At 74.0% G+C, this 15,768-nt stretch carries 17 protein-coding genes; 10 read left to right on the forward strand and 7 right to left on the reverse strand.

Translation table 11 applies throughout. The annotated features are described in order from the left end of the window. Window positions 1-48: 48 nt before the first annotated feature. Window positions 49-717 carry a PAQR family membrane homeostasis protein TrhA gene (trhA, locus tag LH044_RS07470; protein WP_227759174.1) on the reverse strand — a complete coding sequence of 223 codons (669 nt, stop codon included), beginning with the start codon at window positions 715-717 and terminating at the stop codon, window positions 49-51. Window positions 718-898: 181 nt separating this feature from the next. Between trhA and LH044_RS07475 the strand changes: the two genes are divergently transcribed. The 3 genes from LH044_RS07475 to LH044_RS07485 are packed head-to-tail and all read left to right on the forward strand — an operon-like array spanning window position 899 to window position 2,400. Next, window positions 899-1,219, forward strand: coding sequence for a hypothetical protein (locus LH044_RS07475; protein WP_227759175.1), 321 nt, complete (start codon window positions 899-901; stop codon window positions 1,217-1,219). Window positions 1,220-1,252: 33 nt separating this feature from the next. Next, entirely contained in the window at window positions 1,253-1,741 is a 489-nt protein-coding gene (locus tag LH044_RS07480) for a nuclear transport factor 2 family protein (protein ID WP_227759176.1), read from the forward strand. Further along, the gene (locus tag LH044_RS07485; RefSeq protein WP_227759177.1) at window positions 1,738-2,400 is read left to right on the forward strand and encodes a TetR/AcrR family transcriptional regulator; all 663 of its coding nucleotides are present in this window, start codon (window positions 1,738-1,740) and stop codon (window positions 2,398-2,400) included. The genes LH044_RS07480 and LH044_RS07485 overlap by 4 nt, the downstream gene beginning before the upstream one ends. Before the next feature lie 21 nt (window positions 2,401-2,421). Here the strand turns inward: LH044_RS07485 and LH044_RS07490 are convergent, their stop codons facing one another. Next, on the reverse strand, window positions 2,422-3,468 hold the full coding sequence (locus LH044_RS07490) for a diadenylate cyclase (RefSeq protein ID WP_227759178.1): 1,047 nt from the start codon (window positions 3,466-3,468) through the stop codon (window positions 2,422-2,424). Between the two features lie 165 nt (window positions 3,469-3,633). Here LH044_RS07490 and LH044_RS07495 point away from each other — a divergent pair, with 165 nt between their 5' ends. The 5 genes from LH044_RS07495 to LH044_RS07515 are packed head-to-tail and all read left to right on the forward strand — an operon-like array spanning window position 3,634 to window position 8,686. Then, complete coding sequence (locus tag LH044_RS07495; RefSeq protein ID WP_227759179.1) at window positions 3,634-4,698, forward strand: ABC transporter substrate-binding protein; 1,065 nt, start codon at window positions 3,634-3,636, stop codon at window positions 4,696-4,698. Beyond that, complete coding sequence (locus LH044_RS07500) at window positions 4,695-5,801, forward strand: FecCD family ABC transporter permease (protein WP_227759180.1); 1,107 nt, start codon at window positions 4,695-4,697, stop codon at window positions 5,799-5,801. Before LH044_RS07495 ends, LH044_RS07500 begins: the two co-directional genes overlap by 4 nt. Before the next feature lie 46 nt (window positions 5,802-5,847). Beyond that, on the forward strand, window positions 5,848-6,915 hold the full coding sequence (locus LH044_RS07505) for a FecCD family ABC transporter permease (protein WP_227759181.1): 1,068 nt from the start codon (window positions 5,848-5,850) through the stop codon (window positions 6,913-6,915). Window positions 6,916-6,920: 5 nt separating this feature from the next. After that, window positions 6,921-7,847: an ABC transporter ATP-binding protein gene (locus LH044_RS07510; protein ID WP_227759182.1), complete on the forward strand. Its 927-nt coding sequence runs from the start codon at window positions 6,921-6,923 to the stop codon at window positions 7,845-7,847. Between the two features lie 29 nt (window positions 7,848-7,876). After that, complete coding sequence (locus LH044_RS07515) at window positions 7,877-8,686, forward strand: TIGR01458 family HAD-type hydrolase (RefSeq protein ID WP_227759183.1); 810 nt, start codon at window positions 7,877-7,879, stop codon at window positions 8,684-8,686. A gap of 99 nt (window positions 8,687-8,785) precedes the next feature. On the opposite strand, the gene LH044_RS07520 is transcribed toward LH044_RS07515, so the two are convergent. After that, a complete protein-coding gene (locus LH044_RS07520) occupies window positions 8,786-9,394 on the reverse strand; it encodes a peptidoglycan-binding domain-containing protein (protein ID WP_227759184.1) in 609 nt (202 codons plus the stop codon). A 197-nt stretch (window positions 9,395-9,591) separates the two neighbouring features. Between LH044_RS07520 and LH044_RS07525 the strand changes: the two genes are divergently transcribed. Beyond that, window positions 9,592-10,704 carry a baeRF11 domain-containing protein gene (locus tag LH044_RS07525; protein ID WP_227759185.1) on the forward strand — a complete coding sequence of 371 codons (1,113 nt, stop codon included), beginning with the start codon at window positions 9,592-9,594 and terminating at the stop codon, window positions 10,702-10,704. Between the two features lie 24 nt (window positions 10,705-10,728). On the opposite strand, the gene LH044_RS07530 is transcribed toward LH044_RS07525, so the two are convergent. Together LH044_RS07530 and LH044_RS07535 are read right to left on the reverse strand one after the other, a co-directional pair. Continuing rightward, window positions 10,729-11,787: a pyridoxamine 5'-phosphate oxidase family protein gene (locus LH044_RS07530; protein ID WP_227759186.1), complete on the reverse strand. Its 1,059-nt coding sequence runs from the start codon at window positions 11,785-11,787 to the stop codon at window positions 10,729-10,731. A gap of 47 nt (window positions 11,788-11,834) precedes the next feature. Continuing rightward, on the reverse strand, window positions 11,835-12,467 hold the full coding sequence (locus tag LH044_RS07535; protein WP_227759187.1) for an HdeD family acid-resistance protein: 633 nt from the start codon (window positions 12,465-12,467) through the stop codon (window positions 11,835-11,837). Window positions 12,468-12,626: 159 nt separating this feature from the next. Here LH044_RS07535 and LH044_RS07540 point away from each other — a divergent pair, with 159 nt between their 5' ends. After that, window positions 12,627-13,382, forward strand: coding sequence for a sulfite exporter TauE/SafE family protein (locus LH044_RS07540; protein WP_227759188.1), 756 nt, complete (start codon window positions 12,627-12,629; stop codon window positions 13,380-13,382). Window positions 13,383-13,385: 3 nt separating this feature from the next. On the opposite strand, the gene LH044_RS07545 is transcribed toward LH044_RS07540, so the two are convergent. Together LH044_RS07545 and LH044_RS07550 are read right to left on the reverse strand one after the other, a co-directional pair. Next, window positions 13,386-14,567: an amidase gene (locus tag LH044_RS07545; protein WP_227759189.1), complete on the reverse strand. Its 1,182-nt coding sequence runs from the start codon at window positions 14,565-14,567 to the stop codon at window positions 13,386-13,388. A 17-nt stretch (window positions 14,568-14,584) separates the two neighbouring features. Then, a complete protein-coding gene (locus tag LH044_RS07550; RefSeq protein ID WP_227759190.1) occupies window positions 14,585-15,718 on the reverse strand; it encodes an acetamidase/formamidase family protein in 1,134 nt (377 codons plus the stop codon). Window positions 15,719-15,768: the final 50 nt, after the last annotated feature.

Raw genomic sequence — 15,768 nt, forward strand, 5'->3', positions numbered from 1 at the left:
TCCTGCTGCGCAGGATAACGGGGTCGCGCGCAGGACGGAAGGCTGCGATCAGCGGAGGGCGAGCGCGACGACGGCGAAGTGGCACGAGCCGGCGGCCACGGTCATGGTGTGCCAGACCTCGTGGTAGCCGAAGACGTGCGGGATCGGGTCGGGCCAGCGCCGGCCCAGCACCACCGCGCCGACCGTGTAGAGCAGCCCGCCGACCCCGAGGAGGACGAGCTGGACCACGTCGAGGCTGGTGACCAGCGCCGGGACCGCCACGACGGCGGCCCAGCCGATCACGATGTAGAGCCACGAACCCGCGCTGCCGGGTCCCTTGCCCAGCATCGTCATCTTGGTGATCACGCCGCCGATCGCCGCCACCCAGACCACGACGAGCAGCGGGATGCCCCACGCCGGCGGCAGCGCGAGCAGGCAGAGCGGCGTGTAGGTGCCCGCGATCAGCACGAAGATCATCGAGTGGTCCATGCGCCGGAACCACTTCACCGCCCGCTCGGTCCGGGCCAGCCGGTGGTACGAGGCGCTGACCGCGAACAGCCCGACGAGCGAGGCGGCGTAGATGGTGACCGCCACCTTCGCGAGCGGCCCGGAGGCCATCAGGAACAGCACCAGCGCGGCGGGGGTGGCCACGACGGCGGCCAGCAGGTGCACGCGCCCCCGCCAGACCGGCCGGGGACCGTAGGCGTCCAACGCGTCCAGCGTGTCCAGCAGGTTCACCCGGACAGTGGACCACGGCGGGCGCCGCGATGGAAGGCGCGTGATCGGGGACCCGCCGCGGACCCGCCGGCGGAACGACCGCGGAACGGCCGTGGGCGCCGACCGGTTCGCCGGATCCGCGGACGTCGAACGGGGTTCGACGGTCCTTGACGGGGGAACGCGGCTCGACTCACATGCAGGCATGCCCGAGCTGTCGCTGTCACAGACCGTCGACGACCTCTCCGCCCAGGGGTGGGAGGCGGAGTTCTCGGCCGTGGACGGCGGGCTCCTGCTCTGCGGGCCCTGCGGCCACACGATCTCGCCCGCCGAGGTGCAGATCGACAGCGTCAACCGGTTCGAGGGCGCCAGCGACCCCGACGACGAGGCTGCGGTGTTCGCGCTGACCTGCCACTGCGGCTGCAAGGGCGTGTACGTCGTCGCCTACGGCCCGTCGATGTCGTCCGCGGACGCCGACGTGGTCGCGCAGCTGTCACGGCGGGCGCCGTCGGTGCCGGAGATCTGACCCCGGACGGACCGGGGCCACGACAGGGGGATCATGGGGTTCACTCGGGAGGAGATCCAGGGGGCGTTCGACCGCTACGTCGACGCGGCGCAGGAGGCCGGGCGCACCGGCGACTGGCGGCCGTGGGTGGAGTGCTTCACGCCCGACGTGCACTACATCGAGCACCTCTACGGCGAGTTCCACGGCCGGGAGGCGGTGCTCGAGTGGATCACGGCGACGATGACCGTCTGGCCGTTCACGCAGATGCAGCTGTTCCCCTGGGACTGGTACACGGTCGACGCGGAGCAGGGCTGGGTCATCGGCCAGGTCGAGAACCGCTTCCTCGATCCCGGTGACGGCAAGGTCTACGAGGGCGCGAACTGGACCCGGCTCGTGTACGCGGGCGACGGCTTGTTCGCCTCCGAGGAGGACGTCTACAACCCCGCGCACTTCGGGCCGGTCGTGAAGGACTGGCTCGCCGCCTGGCGCGAGCACCACCCCGACCAGCCGGACGGGCCGCCCCAGCCGGACGGGCCGGCGTGAGCGACGTGGTGGTGTCACGGCGGGGTCGCCCCCGCCTCACCGACGAGGAGCGGGCGGGGCGACGCCGCGACCTCACGGTGGCCGCCATCGACGCCATCCGGGCGCACGGCGCCGACCAGTCGCTCGACGAGCTCGCCGGGCACCTCGGCGTCTCGAAGCCGGTGCTCTACGACGTGTTCGGCAGCCGGGCCGGCCTGGCCGACGCGGTCGCCGTCGAGCTCGCCGACCGGATGCAGCCGCTGCTGCTGCGCCGGATCGGGCCGCCGAGGCCCGACGGGTCCTACCCGGTGACCGTCGACCGGATCATCGAGGTCGTGGTCGAGAGCCTGCTCGGGCTGGTGGAGCAGGAGGACCAGCTCTACCTGTTCGTCGCCGGCTCGATCGGCGGCGAGCGCCACGGGCTGCTCGACAACGCGCTGGTGCAGGTGGTCCACGAGCGGATCCGACCGGTGATCGAGGTCGCGGCGCCGACGCTGAGCGCCGACGAGCACACGGTCCTGACCGACGGGATCTACGGGCTCGTCCTCGCCACGCTCGAGTCGTGGCAGACGACGGGCGCGCCCAGCCGCGACGTCGTGGTCCGGATGCTGTCGACCGTCATCCGGGAGGGCCTGCACGCGATCGCGGAGCAGTCGAGCGCCGAGGGCGCAGCCGAGTAGCCGTCCCGGCGATCGCCGGGTTCAGGCGCCGACGTGGATGGCGCCGTTGCGCATGACGGTCACCGGACCGTCCTCGCTGACCACGATGACCACGGCGTCGGGCTCGTCGACGCTGTAGCGGCGGGCCGTCGTGTGGCGCATGCCGCCGAAGCCCTCCACCGCCGACTCGGTCGCCGGCTCGGGCAGCAGCCGGACGCCGAGCTCGCGCAGCGTCCCGTCGATGTCGAACACGGCGGCGCCGTCGATCTGGGCGAGCACGTGCACGAGCGGTGCCAGGTCCGCGGCCCGGGTGACCTGCAGCGCCGGCGGGGTCGGGAGCCGCGGCTCGTAGTGGCTGGCCTCGGCCCACCGGCCGGCGACCGGCCGCTCGCGCCGGTACAGCAGGATGGCGCCGATGCCGCGCGAGCCGAGGTCGTGTACCGCGATCTTCAGCAGGGTCTCGACGACCTCGACCTGCGAGGGGTCCGAGCAGCTGGCGAAGCTGGCGACCCAGTCCCCGACCGGCGGCTGGTGCTGCCACTCCAGCCCGTCCCAGCGGAGCACGCCGAAGTCGCCGGCGACGCGGACGACGCCCGACGGGTGGCGCTGCACGATCGTCCCCGCGGTCGACTCCGCCAGCACGACGACGTCGCGCTCCGAGCCGGCGGGGCGGTCGAACACGACGAGCTCGTCGTCCGCGGCGTCGGGTCCCTCGTGGTCGTCGACGCCACGGATCACCCAGCTCGACAGCCCGTCGGCGAAGAGCCGGGCGCCCGCCAGGCCGACGCGCGGGAACGGCCGGGCCGTGATCGTCAGCTCGGTGGACGTCTGCCAGGCGTCCCGGTCGCCGACGGGGGCGACGATCGCGCCGTAGGTCGGCACCCGGCGCTCGTGGATCCGCGGCCGCATGGCGTAGTCGAGCTCGGTCAGCACCGCCTCGGTGAGCGACGGCGGGCCCGGGAACGAGAAGCCCACGTCCTCGAGCTCGGCGACCAGGCGGTCGAGCCGGCGACGCCGGAGCACGTCGGAGCGCTGCAGCGGCGTGACCCCGGGCTCCGGCTGCTCGTTCAGGGGCGGGGCGGCGTTCACGGGCCGGAAGGTACCCCGCGCCCGCCGGTGGACCCCTGCACCCGGCTTCGCGACGGACCCGCGTCGGCGGCGCGCACCCGTGGCAGCCCGCCCGCCGATTGGCAGGGTTGGTAGGGACACCTAACATCACTGGTGCAGCAACCCCGTCTCGAAAGGACCCTCCCCGTGCCGAGCACCGGTCGCGCCTCCGAACAGCGCACAACCCGCCCGTCCCGCACCCCGATCGCCGTCGCGCTCCTCCTGGTCCTCGCCCTCGTGGCGGCGGCGTGCGGCGGCTCCGACGACGAGGGGGCCGACGAGGGCGAGGCCCAGGGCGGCGGCTCGACCACCACCGAGGCCGGGCCGTGGACCTTCACCGACGACCTGGGCGTGAGGGTCGAGCTGGACGAGGCCCCCGAGACCCTCGTGGCCGAGACGATGGTCGCCGGCGGGCTGTACGAGCTCGGCATCGACGTCGAGGGCACGTTCGGTCCGCTGAAGCGGTCCGACGGAACACCCGACCCCGAGGTCGGCCTGGCCGACCCGGACCAGTTCACGTCGCTGGGCGAGACGTACGGCGAGATCAACCTGGAGCAGCTGGCGGCCCTCCAGCCCGACCTCATCATCACGCCGTCGTACGAGGCCGGCTCGTACTGGGGGATCGACGACGCCGACCTCGAGAAGGTGAAGGCGATCGCGCCCGTGATCGGCATCAAGGTCGGCGGGCAGCGCATCGACCAGATCCTCGACGAGGTCGGCCGGGTGGGCGAGGCGCTGGGAGCAGCGCCCGACTCGGAGCAGGTGGAGGAGGCGAAGGCCGCCTTCGAGACGTCGAGCAGAAAGCTGGAGGAGGCGCTCGCTGCGAAGCCGGGCCTCAAGGTGCTCGCCGCGTCGGGCAGCACCGACACGATGTACATCGCCGTGCCGTCGGGCTACTCGGACCTGACCTACTACCAGTCCCTCGGGATGGACGTCGTCGACCCCGACACCGACGAGGAGTACTGGCAGAACCTGTCGTGGGAGGAGGCGGGCCGCTACCCGGCCGACCTGATCCTCGGCGACGCCCGCACCGGCGCCACCGCCGAGCAGATCGTCGCCCAGATGCCCGAGTCGGCCCGCCAGCTGCCCGCCATCCAGGCCGACCAGCTCGTCCCGTGGGTGCTCACCTCGGCGCTCGGGTACGGGGCGTTCGCCAAGGTCATGGACCAGCTCACGACCGCGGTGTCGTCCGCGCAGACCGGGATCGCGTGAGCGCCACCGCCCCGGCCCGCGCCGATGCGGGCCCCGACGGCGAGGCCGCTGCCGACGCTGGGTCGGGGTCGATCCCCGACGAGTCGCGGCGCCTGGGCCTCCTCGACCGGAACTGGTCCCGGGCCGGCGGGCTCGCGGTGGGCCTGGTGCTCCTCGTCGCCGCCGTCGCCGCGTCGGTGGCCTTCGGGGCCAAGCCCCTGTCGCTGTCGACGGTCTGGGACGCCCTCGTGTCGCCCGACTCGTCGAACGACCACACGGTCGTGCGCAGCCTGCGCATCCCGAGGACGATCCTCGGGCTCGGCGTCGGCACCGCGCTCGGCCTGGCCGGCGCGCTCATGCAGGGCCTGACCCGCAACCCGCTCGCCGACCCGGGGATCCTCGGCATCTCGGCGGGCTCGGCGCTCGCCGTGGTCGTCGGGATCAGCGCCTTCGGCATCACCGCGCCCGCCGGGTTCGTGTGGCTCTCCTTCCTCGGCGCCGCGGTGGCGAGCGCGTTCGTCTACGGGCTGGGCGCGATCGGCCGGGGCGGCGTGACGCCGGTGAAGCTCGCGCTCGCCGGCGCGGCGATGTCGTACCTGATGGCCTCGCTGACGTCGGGCGTCCTGCTCGCCGACTCCGCGGCGCTGGACCTGTTCCGGTTCTGGGCCGTCGGCTCGGTGGCCGGGCGCGAGGGCGACGTGGTCGCCGCCGTCATGCCCTTCATCGTCCTCGGCGCGGTCGTCGCCCTCTGCCTCGGCCGGCCGCTCAACGCGCTCGCGCTCGGCGACGACGTCGCCCGGTCGCTCGGGCAGCGGGTGCACGTCCAGCGGGCGATCGTGGCCACCACCGTCGTGGTGCTGTGCGGCGCCGCGACCGCCGGCGCGGGCCCGATCCTGTTCATCGGCCTGGTCGTGCCCCACGCCGCCCGGGCGATCTGCGGACCGGACTACCGCTGGATCCTGGCGTGGTCGGCCGTGCTCGGCCCGCTCCTGCTCCTGGTCGCCGACGTGCTGGGCCGCGTCGTCGCCCGGCCCGGTGAGGTGCAGGTGGGCGTGATGACGGCCGTCATCGGCGCGCCGTTCTTCATCGTGCTCGTCCGTCGCCGGAAGCTGGCGGCCCTGTGACCGCCGCCCGGCCGCGGCGGGCCGAACTCGCGCGACGGGGGTCCCGGTGAGCGATGCCGGCCTCCGCCCGCCGATCAGCGGGCTCGTGCTCCGGTCGTCCCGGTTCGGGTTCTCGTTCCGGACCGACCTGCGCGCCGTGGTGGTCACCGTCCTGCTGCTCGCGGCGACGTCCGTCGTCTTCGCGTGGTCGATGGCCGTGGGCGACTTCCCCGTGGCCATCAGCGACGTCATCAGCATCGTGTTCGGCGGCACCGGCGAGGGCGGCTCCGAGTTCATCGTCCGCGAGCTGCGGCTGCCGCGGGCGACCCTGGGCGTCGTCGTCGGCGCGGCCTTCGGGGTCGCCGGCGCGCTCTTCCAGCGCGTGGCCGACAACCCGCTCGCCAGCCCCGACGTCATCGGCATCAACTCGGGGGCGGCGGCGGCCGCCGTGGCGACGATCGTCCTCTGGTCCGGCACCGTCGACCAGGTCACCGCCGCCGCGCTCGTGGGGGGCGTCGGCACGGCGGTGCTGATCTACGTGCTGTCGTACCGCTCCGGGATCACGGGCTACCGGCTGGTGCTCGTGGGTATCGGCATGAGCGCGCTGCTGCGTGCGGTGATCTCGTACCTGCTGGCCAAGGCGCAGCTCGTCGACGCGACGCGCGCGTCGGTATGGATGGTCGGCAGCCTCAACGGCCGGGGCTGGGACGACCTCGTACCGGTGGCGGTCGCGCTGGTCGTGCTGGTCCCGGTGGCGATGGCCTCGGGACGGCAGCTCCGCATGCTCGAGCTCGGCGTCGACACCGCCATCGGGCTGGGCAGCTCGGTCCGGCGCACGCAAGCGCTCATGCTGCTCGTCGGCGTGGCGCTCGCCGCGCTGGCGACCGCGGCGGCGGGACCGATCGCCTTTGTGTCGCTCGCGTCGCCGCAGATCGCCAAGCGGCTCACGGGCGTGCGCACGGTCGGGCTGCTCCCCGCCGCCGCGACCGGCGCGCTGCTGCTCCTGGCGTCGGACCTGATCGCCCGACGCCTCTTCGCCCCGACGGAGATCCCGGTCGGCATCGTGACCGGCGTGCTCGGCGCGCCGTTCCTGCTGTACCTGCTCGCCGTCGGCAACCGGATCGGACGAGGGTGATGCAGATGACCGACGACGGACGGCTCGCGGCGGGCGCGGCGGGCGCCTCGGAGCGGACGGCACCGCTGGCGGCGGAGGGCCTCGAGCTGGCCTACGACCAGCGGACGATCGTCGAGGACCTCGACGTCGAGATCCCCGACGGGCGCGTCACCGTCATCGTCGGCGCCAACGCGTGCGGGAAGTCGACGCTGCTGCGCGGCCTGGCGCGGCTGCTCAAGCCGCGGGACGGCGTCGTGCTGCTCGACGGCGAGGACGTGCAGCGGCTCCCGACGAAGGTGGTGGCCACCCGGTTGGGCCTCCTCCCCCAGTCGCCGAGCTCACCCGAGGGCATCACGGTGGCCGACCTCGTGGCGCGCGGGCGCTACCCCCACCAGAAGTGGTTCCGGCAGTGGACCGTCGAGGACGAGGAGGCGGTGGCCAGGGCCATGGCCCGCACGAACACGTCGGACCTGGCCGAGCGCACGGTGGACGAGCTGTCGGGCGGCCAGCGCCAGCGGGTGTGGATCGCCCTGGCCCTGGCACAGGACACGCCGCTGATGCTGCTCGACGAGCCCACGACGTACCTCGACCTCGCGCACCAGGTCGAGGTCCTCGACCTGCTCGCCGACCTCAACGAGCACGAGGGCCGCACGATCGTCCTCGTCCTGCACGACCTCAACCTGGCCTGCCGCTACGCGGACCGGCTGATCGCCATGAAGGCCGGCTCGATCGTCACGCAGGGCCCGCCCGCCGAGGTGATGACGGCCGAGGTCGTCGAGGACGTCTTCGGGCTCCGGTCGCAGGTGATCGCCGACCCGCTGACCGGCACGCCGCTCGTGCTGCCGCTGCCCCGGGGCACGGCGACCACGGCATCCGCGCCGGCGCCCGCGGCGCCCTCGGATGTCCCGTCGACCGACGGCCACGGGCAGGGGTCCCCTGGCGCGAGGACGTAGGATCCGGCCAGCGCGATCGAGGAGTCGAGGTGGCAGGAGCTGGAGCAGCGGGGTCCGGGAGGGGCGCCGTCGCCGGCGTGCTGCTGGACATCGAGGGCGTGCTGCTGACGTCCTCCACGGCCTTCCCGGGCGCGGCCCGCACGGTCGAGGAGCTCCGGCGCCGCGACCTGCCCGTCCGCTTCGTCACCAACACGACGTCGGCGACGTCGGCCCGGATCGCGGCGACGCTCGTCCAGGCCGGCATCGAGGTGCGCGCCGGTGAGCTGTTCACCGCCGCCGCGGTCACCGCCGCCTACCTGCAGGACCACCACCCCGATGCCCGATGCCTCCTGCTCAACGACGGCGCCAACGCCGACCTCGCCGGGCTGCGCATGGCGGACCCCGACGACGCCACCGCGGACGTGGTGGTCGTCGGCGGCGGCGGGCCGTCGTTCACGTGGAAGCAGATGAACGTGGCGCTCAACTGCCTGATGGGCGGCGCCGCCCTGGTGGCCATGCACGGCGCGCCGGTCTGGCGCACGGGCGAGGGCTACTGCCTGGACGGCGGCGCCTACGTCCGGATGCTCGAGGAGAGCACGGGCGCCACCGCCGTCGTCGCCGGCAAGCCGGCACCGCACATGTTCCTCGCCGCCGCCGAGTCCACCGGCGCCGAGCCGGCCCAGCTCCTGATGGTGGGCGACGATCTCGCGAGCGACGTGCTGGCCGCGCAGGCCGTCGGCATGGTCGGCGTGCAGGTCCGCACCGGGAAGTTCCGCCAGCAGGTGCTCGACCGCTCGACCGAGCGGCCGGACCACGTCATCGACTCGATCGCCGACCTGCTCGACGTCATCCCCGCCTGAGCGCGGACCGGCCCCGGACGCGCCGGAGGGGCGGACCGGTCGGCCCGCCCCTCCGGCAGCGTTCGGTGCGAGCCGGGCGGCCCGCCGGTCGGGATCGGGTCAGGACCCGCAGCCGTCCTCGAGGATGACCGGCGGCAGCCCGGCGCTGGCCGACCCGCACGGGTCCTGGCCGCTGTAGGCGTACCACTTGCCGTCCTTGGACTGGAGGATGAACTTCGTGCCGTCGTTGAGCGACCCTGCGGCGTAGCCGTCGGCGCAGACGAAGCTGGCGATCTTCTCGCCCTCGGCGGGGAGCCCGCCGAGCAGCGCAGAGGCCGTGCACGGCGCCTGGCCGCCGGCGGTCGTCGTCGTGGTCGCCGTCGTCGTGGTGGTGGTCGACTCCTCGCAGACCTTCTTGCCCTCCTCGACCGCCTTCTTCAGCGCATCCTCGGTCTCGGGCCCGAGCTCGCCGTCGACCTCGAGGCCCGACGCGGCCTGGAAGGCCCGGATCGCCTCGTCGGTCTTGGGCCCGAGCACGCCGTCGACGGTGCCGGGGTGGCACCCCACGTCGGCCAGCTCCTGCTGGATCTGCTCGTCGAACCGGACCGTCTGGCCGGCGACGGTGGTCGTCGTCTCGGCCTCGGTCGTCGTGGTTTCGGACGAGTCGTCGTCGTCACCACCGCACGCGGCCAGGCCGAGGGCGGCAACGGCCACGAGGGCGACGGCCACCCACGACCGTGAGCGGGGAAGGGTTCGTGTCATCGTCGACGTCCTCTCGGGATCGCGGATCCCGCCTCGGGACCGGTCGGTCGTCCATCCTTGTCGCTCCCGGCCCGGCCGTGGTGGCTCTCCGGCACAGCTGGCCGATCGGACGCGTAGGGTCGGAGCACGACCTCCACCCCGCGTCGATCGACGGGAGCGCGCCCATGCACGTCCACCAGCCCACCCCGGGCGAGATCGAGCAGCTCCTCTCGGACCGGGGCGACGCCCGGGCGACGATCTACCTGGCGACGTCACCGGTGACCGACCGCACCGACGCCGAGCGCATCGCGTACAAGGACGCCGTCGCCCGCGCCGTGGCCGCACTGCACGAGGCCGGGGTGGACAAGCGCCGGGTCGCCGGGTTCGAGGAGCTCCTGGGCGAGCTCGACGAGGACCCCCTCTACTGGGACCACCAGGCCCGGACGCTCGCCGTGTTCACCGACGGCGAGGTCCTCCGGAGCTACCACCTCGCCAACGAGCTGACACCGGTGGTCAAGGTCACCGACCGCTACTTCGTCAAGCCGCTGCTGCGATCGGTCACCTTCCCGCAGGCGTGCTTCGTGCTCGCGCTGGCGGAGGGGTCCGTGCGACTGCTCGAGCTCGGCCCCGACTACGGACCGATCGAGGTGGAGGTGCCCGACCTCCCGGCCAGCGCCGCGGCGGCCACCCATCACCACAAGATCACCGACCACGTGCAGAAGGGCTCGCTGAGCGGCGACGACGGCAGCAAGATCCGGCTCCGCCAGTACGCCCGGGCGGTCGACGCCGCCATCCGTCCGCTCGTCAGGGGCCACGAGCTCCCCCTGCTCCTGGCCGCCGCCGAGCCGACCGCCAGCGCGTTCCGCGCCGTGAACACGTCGCCCGAGCTCGAGGACATCGGCCTGGAGGGCAGCCCGGAGAAGATCGACGACCTCCAGATCGCCCGCGAGGCCCGCGAGGTGCTGGCGAAGGTCTACGAGGAGGACCTCCAGCAGCTCGCGGACCTGTTCTCGCTGCGCGACGGCCAGGACCGCGTGCAGACCGACGTCTCCGACCTCGCCCGGTCCGCGACGTACGGCCAGATCGACACGCTGGTCGTCGACATCGACCAGATCGTGTGGGGCCGGGTCGACGACGACGGTGCCGTGACGTTCGCCGACGAGGGCGACGAGGGCGCCGCGGACATCATCGACGAGGTCGTGCGCCGGGTGCTGGCCTCGGACGGCACCGTCCTGGCCGTCCGGGCCGAGGACGTCTACCGCGGCGGCGCCGCCGCAGCCGTCCTCCGCTACGCCTGACCCCGGGCCCGGGCCCGGGCCCGGTCAGTAGAGGTTGTTCGCGTAGTCCTGCTCGAGGCCCTCGGCGAGCGGCGCCTCCTCGATGAACTGCCGCACCAGGTCCGCCTCCTCGCCCGGGTCCTCGTTCAGCTTCACGTGGTCGGTCCAGATGCGGCTGCCGCGCGGCAGGTCGCCGAGCGCGACGCGCCGCGACGGGTCCCACACGCCGGCCGCGGCCACGGCCGGCTCGGTCCGCAGCTCGGCGTGGTCAACGTCGAGCACGATCGCCGCGGCCGGGACCTTCCCGCTGACCACCAGCGGCTCCAGCAGCCCGGGCTCGTCGGTGACCCGGGCCCGGCCGCGCAGCTCGACGACCCGGTCGTCGCCCGCGACGAACGCCAGCACCGCGAGCCCCGGGCTCGACACGAGGTTGTGCAGCGTGTCGGTGCGCCGGTTGCCGGGGCGGTCGGGGATGACCACCGTGCGGTCGTCGACCACGTGGAGGAACCCGGCCGGATCGCCCTTGGGGCTGACGTCGGCGCCGCCGTCGTCGAAGCGGTCCGCCGGGTCCTGCGAGAACAGCGCCACGAACCGGCAGCGGGCGAGGTGGTCGCGCACGCCCGGGTCCGCGAGCCCGGTCCCGGCCGACGCTGCGCTGCCCGCCGGCTCGACGTCGTCCCAGAGCCGGGACCGGATGACGGCCTTGGCGCAGTGGAGGAACACCTCCCGCACCTCGATCCGGGGCGTCGGCGCGAGGCGCAGCACGCCGTTGACGCGCAGCGTCTCGCCGTAGCCGGGCACGAGGGACAGCGCACCGACCGGCGCCCCGTCGACGAGGTCCGCCACGTCGAGCGAGCCGCTGGCGGTCCCGGCGCCGAGGACCAGGACCTGCGGACCGTCGGCCCGGCAGACGCCGGCACCGCCGCCCACCGCCCGCACGCGGGGTGCGCCGTCGGCGCCGACCGAGCCCACCACCGTGAGCGGCGAGCGGGCGAGGAGCGCGTCGCAGTGGGCGTCGAGGAAGCGGATCGACTTCAGGTGGCCGATGGCGGGGCGCTCCCCCACCACGGCCTCGAGGCTGGCGGCGTCGACGATCGGGCTCATCCACCCATGTTAGGCAGCCCGAACACGCCGGAGCCCCGCCGTCGGCGTCAGACCATGCGCGACCGGTGGATGCGGCCGTGGGCGCCGTGGAGGCCGAACGCGATGAACAGGTCCGACAGCCCCCGGGCCAGCGCCGCGGCGGCGACCCAGATCACCAGCAGGAAGATGGCCCGGCCGATGTAGGCGATCGCCCAGAACCCGATGAGCACCTCGATCACGCCGATGACGAGGCGCAGCCACCACAGCTCGTCGTCGTGACGGGTCATGAACGACACGACGATCTCGAAGATGCCCATGAACAGCAGGTACCAGGCGAGCACCGCGGCCAGGACGACGAAGGTCTGCTCGGGCCACGCCAGCGCGACGATGCCGGCCACGATGCTGATCACGCCGAACACGACGTGCACCCACTTCCACGACCGCACCATCGAGGCGAGGACGAGCTCGAAGATGCCGCCGACGATGAAGGCGATGGCCGCGAGGATCGCCACGGTCCACACGCTGGCCGCGTCGACGGTCAGCACGACGAACGCGAGCACGAACCACGCGACGCCGGTGATGAGGTACAGCCACCACGCGCCGGTGATCGTCTCGGCTGCGTCGAGCAGCGCGTCGTCGTCGAGGGGGTCGCCCACGAGGGGGCGACCCGGCAGGCCGTCGCCGGCATCCTGGTCGGTCACGGACGCGAACACTAGGGCCGCGCCGAGGCCGAACCGCGGCTGTTTCGGTCCGGTGAAATCCACCGGGCCGGGTGGCGCCGACCCCGGACGGCTGCGCAGACTGTCCGCCATGCCCCGGGTGTTCAACAGTCTGTTGACGCGTCACCGGGACGGCAGGCCGTGAGCACCGGCGACGTCGTCCTGCTCGTGCTCGCGGGCGCCGGTTGCGGGCTGGTCAACAGCATCGCCGGCGGCGGCTCGCTCATCCTGTTCCCCGCCCTCCTCGTGACCGGGCTGCCGCCGCTGTCGGCCAACGTCACCAACTCGGTCGCGACCTGGCCCGGGTACCTCGGGGGCGTCGGTGCCTTCCGCAACGAGATCGGCGAGCGCCGGCACCTGCTCCCGCCGCTCCTGGCCGCGACGCTCGCCGGTTCGATCACCGGCTGCGTGCTCCTGCTCGTCACCCCGTCGTCGGCGTTCGACGTCGTGGTCCCCGTGCTCGTGCTCGTCGCCACGGTGATGACCGCGCTGCAGCCGGTCGTGCGCCGGCGGCTCAAGGACTCGGCGGGCGCGGACCACCGCCCGACCGTCGCGGCGGTCGTCGGCGTGTTCCTCGCCACGATCTACGGCGGCTACTTCGGCGGCGCGCTCGGCGTGATCGTACTCGGCGTGCTCGGGCTCACGATCAAGGACTCGATCCGCAACCTCAACGCCACGAAGTCGGTGATCTCGTTGCTGGACGCGACCGTGAGCGTCGTCATCTTCGGGCTGTTCGGGCCCGTGGACTGGGCGTCGGTGCTCGTGGCCGCGCCCACGTGCCTGGTCGGCGGCTACATCGGCGGGTCGATCGCCCGTCGCATGAACGAGACGGTGCTCCGGGTGTGCGTGGTCACGCTGGGCGCGGTGGTCACCGTCGCCCTGTTCCTGAAGATCTGACCGTCACCGCCCCGCGGCGAGGTCGAGCAGCGCGAGGTCGGTGCCCGGTGCGCCCATCAGCGCGATGCCCAGGGGGAAGCCCTCCGGGGCGACCGACGCCCCGGGCAGGACCACGACCGGCGCCCCCGCCAGCCCGGCGACCGAGGTGAGGCGCAGCGTGTCGGCGCGGATGCGCTCGGACGCCTCGTCGTGGCGGGCCGGCTCGGGCGCCGGGCCGGCGGCGGGCGGACCGAGCAGCACGGTGCCGTCGGCGGTGGCGGCCAGCACCGCGGCGCGCACGCGCTCGCGGACGGGCCGGGCTTCGGCGACGTCCGACGCCGTCACCCTGGACGCCACGTCGAACCGGTAGGCGGTGGCGGGGCCGAGCGTGGGCTTCGACGAGGTGATCCACGCGCCGTGCTCGGCCCACGCCTCCGCGCCCTGGAGGGTGCGGAAGGTGCCGAGGCACTCGTCCACGTCGATGCCGAGCGACCGACGTGCCGGCACCGAACCCAGGGTCGCCTCGATCCCCTCGAGCAGCGCCTCGGCCACCTCGGGCTCGAGCACGTCGACGAGCTCGGCGGCCAGCGCCAACCGCCGGACGGGAGCGGGCGCCGCACCGGCGAGCGGGCCGGTGCCCAGCGCGACCTCGGCGGCGTCGCGCAGCAGCGGTGCCGAGCGGGCCAGGAGCCCGATCGTGTCGAAGGACGGCGCGAGCGGGGTCACGCCCTCGGCGCTCACCGCGCCGTGCGTCGGCCGCCATCCGAGGATCCCGCAGTAGCTGGCCGGCACGCGGATCGATCCGCCGGTGTCGGTCCCGAGCGCCACGTCGACGAGGCCGGCGGCCACCGCGGCGGCGGAGCCGGACGACGACCCACCCGGGCTCCGGCCGGGCGCGGCCACGTTGCGGGGCACGGCGTAGTGCACGTTGTCGCCGCCGAGCGAGTACGCGAGCTCGTCGGTGACCGTCTTGCCGACGACGGTGGCCCCGGCGGCGACCAGCGCGTCGACCACCGGCGCCGAGCGCGGGGCCGGTGCCCGTGAGGCGGCGAGGTCGGGGTTGCCGGCGCCGGTCACCCGGCCGGCGACGTCGATCACGTCCTTCACGGCGAGCGTGCTCCCGGCCAGCGGGCCGTCGCCACCCGCCAGGAGCACCTCGGGGACGCCGACGAAGGCGTCGACGTCGTCGGTCGGCAGCACGGTCACCCCTGGAGACTGCCCCATCACGCCAGGTCGGAGGTCCGGATCAGGCAGTGGACGCCGACGACGAGGTTCACCGCCTGCGACACCTCGAAGTCGGCGGCGGCCGACAGGAAGGCCAGCGCGGTCGCGTCGTCGAGGCCGGTGACGGCGACGACGTACCGGACGGCCCGGCGCACGCACTCGCGCATGGCCTCGTCGAGCGTGCCGCCGAGGCCGATCAGGATCGTGTGCTCGTCGGTGCGAGCCCACGGCGCGTCGAGCAGCGCCGCGAGCCGGCGGGGCTCCTCGCCCCGCAGGACGCCGACCCGCAGCGTGGCCCGCAGCGGCGCCTCGAACGCGGTCAGGGCCACCTCGCCGTTGCCCTGGGCGTAGTGGGGATCGCCGACGTACAGGCCGGCGCCCTCGGTCCGCACCGGCAGCAGCAGCCGCGAGCCGACGCCGAGGTGGCGGACGTCGATGTTGCCGCCGTGCGGGCCGGGCGGCGTGGACGACAGCGGCAGCGACCCGCCGGGAGGGGCCTCGACCGGCGTGACGCCCACCAGCCCGAGGAACGGCGCCAGGTCGAAGCCGACCCGGCGACCCGTCGTGCCCGTGACGCTGCCCCGGCCGTCCTCGCCGACGCGGGCCAGGACCGACACCACGTCGGGGACCTCGCCCTCGCCGTCCGCGAGCGGCATCTCGCCCGACAGCACGCCGCGGCCGTGGCGGTTGCTGATGATCCCGTAGTCCACCCGGCAGCGCAGCTCGAGCGGCTCGACGACCAGCACGTCGCCCGGCTGCGCGCCCTCGACCCGCACCGGCCCGAGCACCGCGTGGGGTCCGTCGTGGGGCAGCCGGCGGCCGAGCGCGGAGCCCTCGAGCTCCCGGACGTCGTCGAGGATGCGGTCCTGTGGGATGCCCCGGTCGCCGAAGAACGCGACGGGGTCGGCGCCCTGGTCGCCGAGCAGGCCCTCGTGGCTCACGGTGTCGAACGTGATCGTCCCGCCGTCGGGCAGCGACTCGACCGGCTCGCTGTCGGGCGTGGGCAGCACGCCCCAGCGGAGCGTGTCGGGCGTGGCGGTGACGTACCGGTCGCCCGGGACGGGCCCGGTCCGGGTGTGGAGCACCCCGTCGGGCGGCGGGAGGTGGGAGGTGGCCATGTCGGCGCCCATCATCCGGACGGCCTCCTCGCCGATCAAGCCCGTCGCGAACTGTTCACACGATC

Origin of the sequence: Dermatobacter hominis (genome assembly GCF_020715685.1) — a bacterium.
Taxonomy (GTDB): domain Bacteria; phylum Actinomycetota; class Acidimicrobiia; order Acidimicrobiales; family Microtrichaceae; genus Dermatobacter; species Dermatobacter hominis.

What these genes read in the sequence shown, in the direction of transcription:
- LH044_RS07475 (WP_227759175.1), top strand. Translation starts at nt 899, where the DNA reads ATGCCCGAGCTGTCGCTGTCACAGACCGTCGACGACCTCTCCGCCCAG.
- LH044_RS07480 (WP_227759176.1), top strand. Translation starts at nt 1,253, where the DNA reads ATGGGGTTCACTCGGGAGGAGATCCAGGGGGCGTTCGACCGCTACGTC.
- LH044_RS07510 (WP_227759182.1), top strand. Translation starts at nt 6,921, where the DNA reads ATGACCGACGACGGACGGCTCGCGGCGGGCGCGGCGGGCGCCTCGGAG.
- LH044_RS07525 (WP_227759185.1), top strand. Translation starts at nt 9,592, where the DNA reads ATGCACGTCCACCAGCCCACCCCGGGCGAGATCGAGCAGCTCCTCTCG.
- LH044_RS07530 (WP_227759186.1), bottom strand. Translation starts at nt 11,787, where the DNA reads ATGAGCCCGATCGTCGACGCCGCCAGCCTCGAGGCCGTGGTGGGGGAG.
- LH044_RS07550 (WP_227759190.1), bottom strand. Translation starts at nt 15,718, where the DNA reads ATGATGGGCGCCGACATGGCCACCTCCCACCTCCCGCCGCCCGACGGG.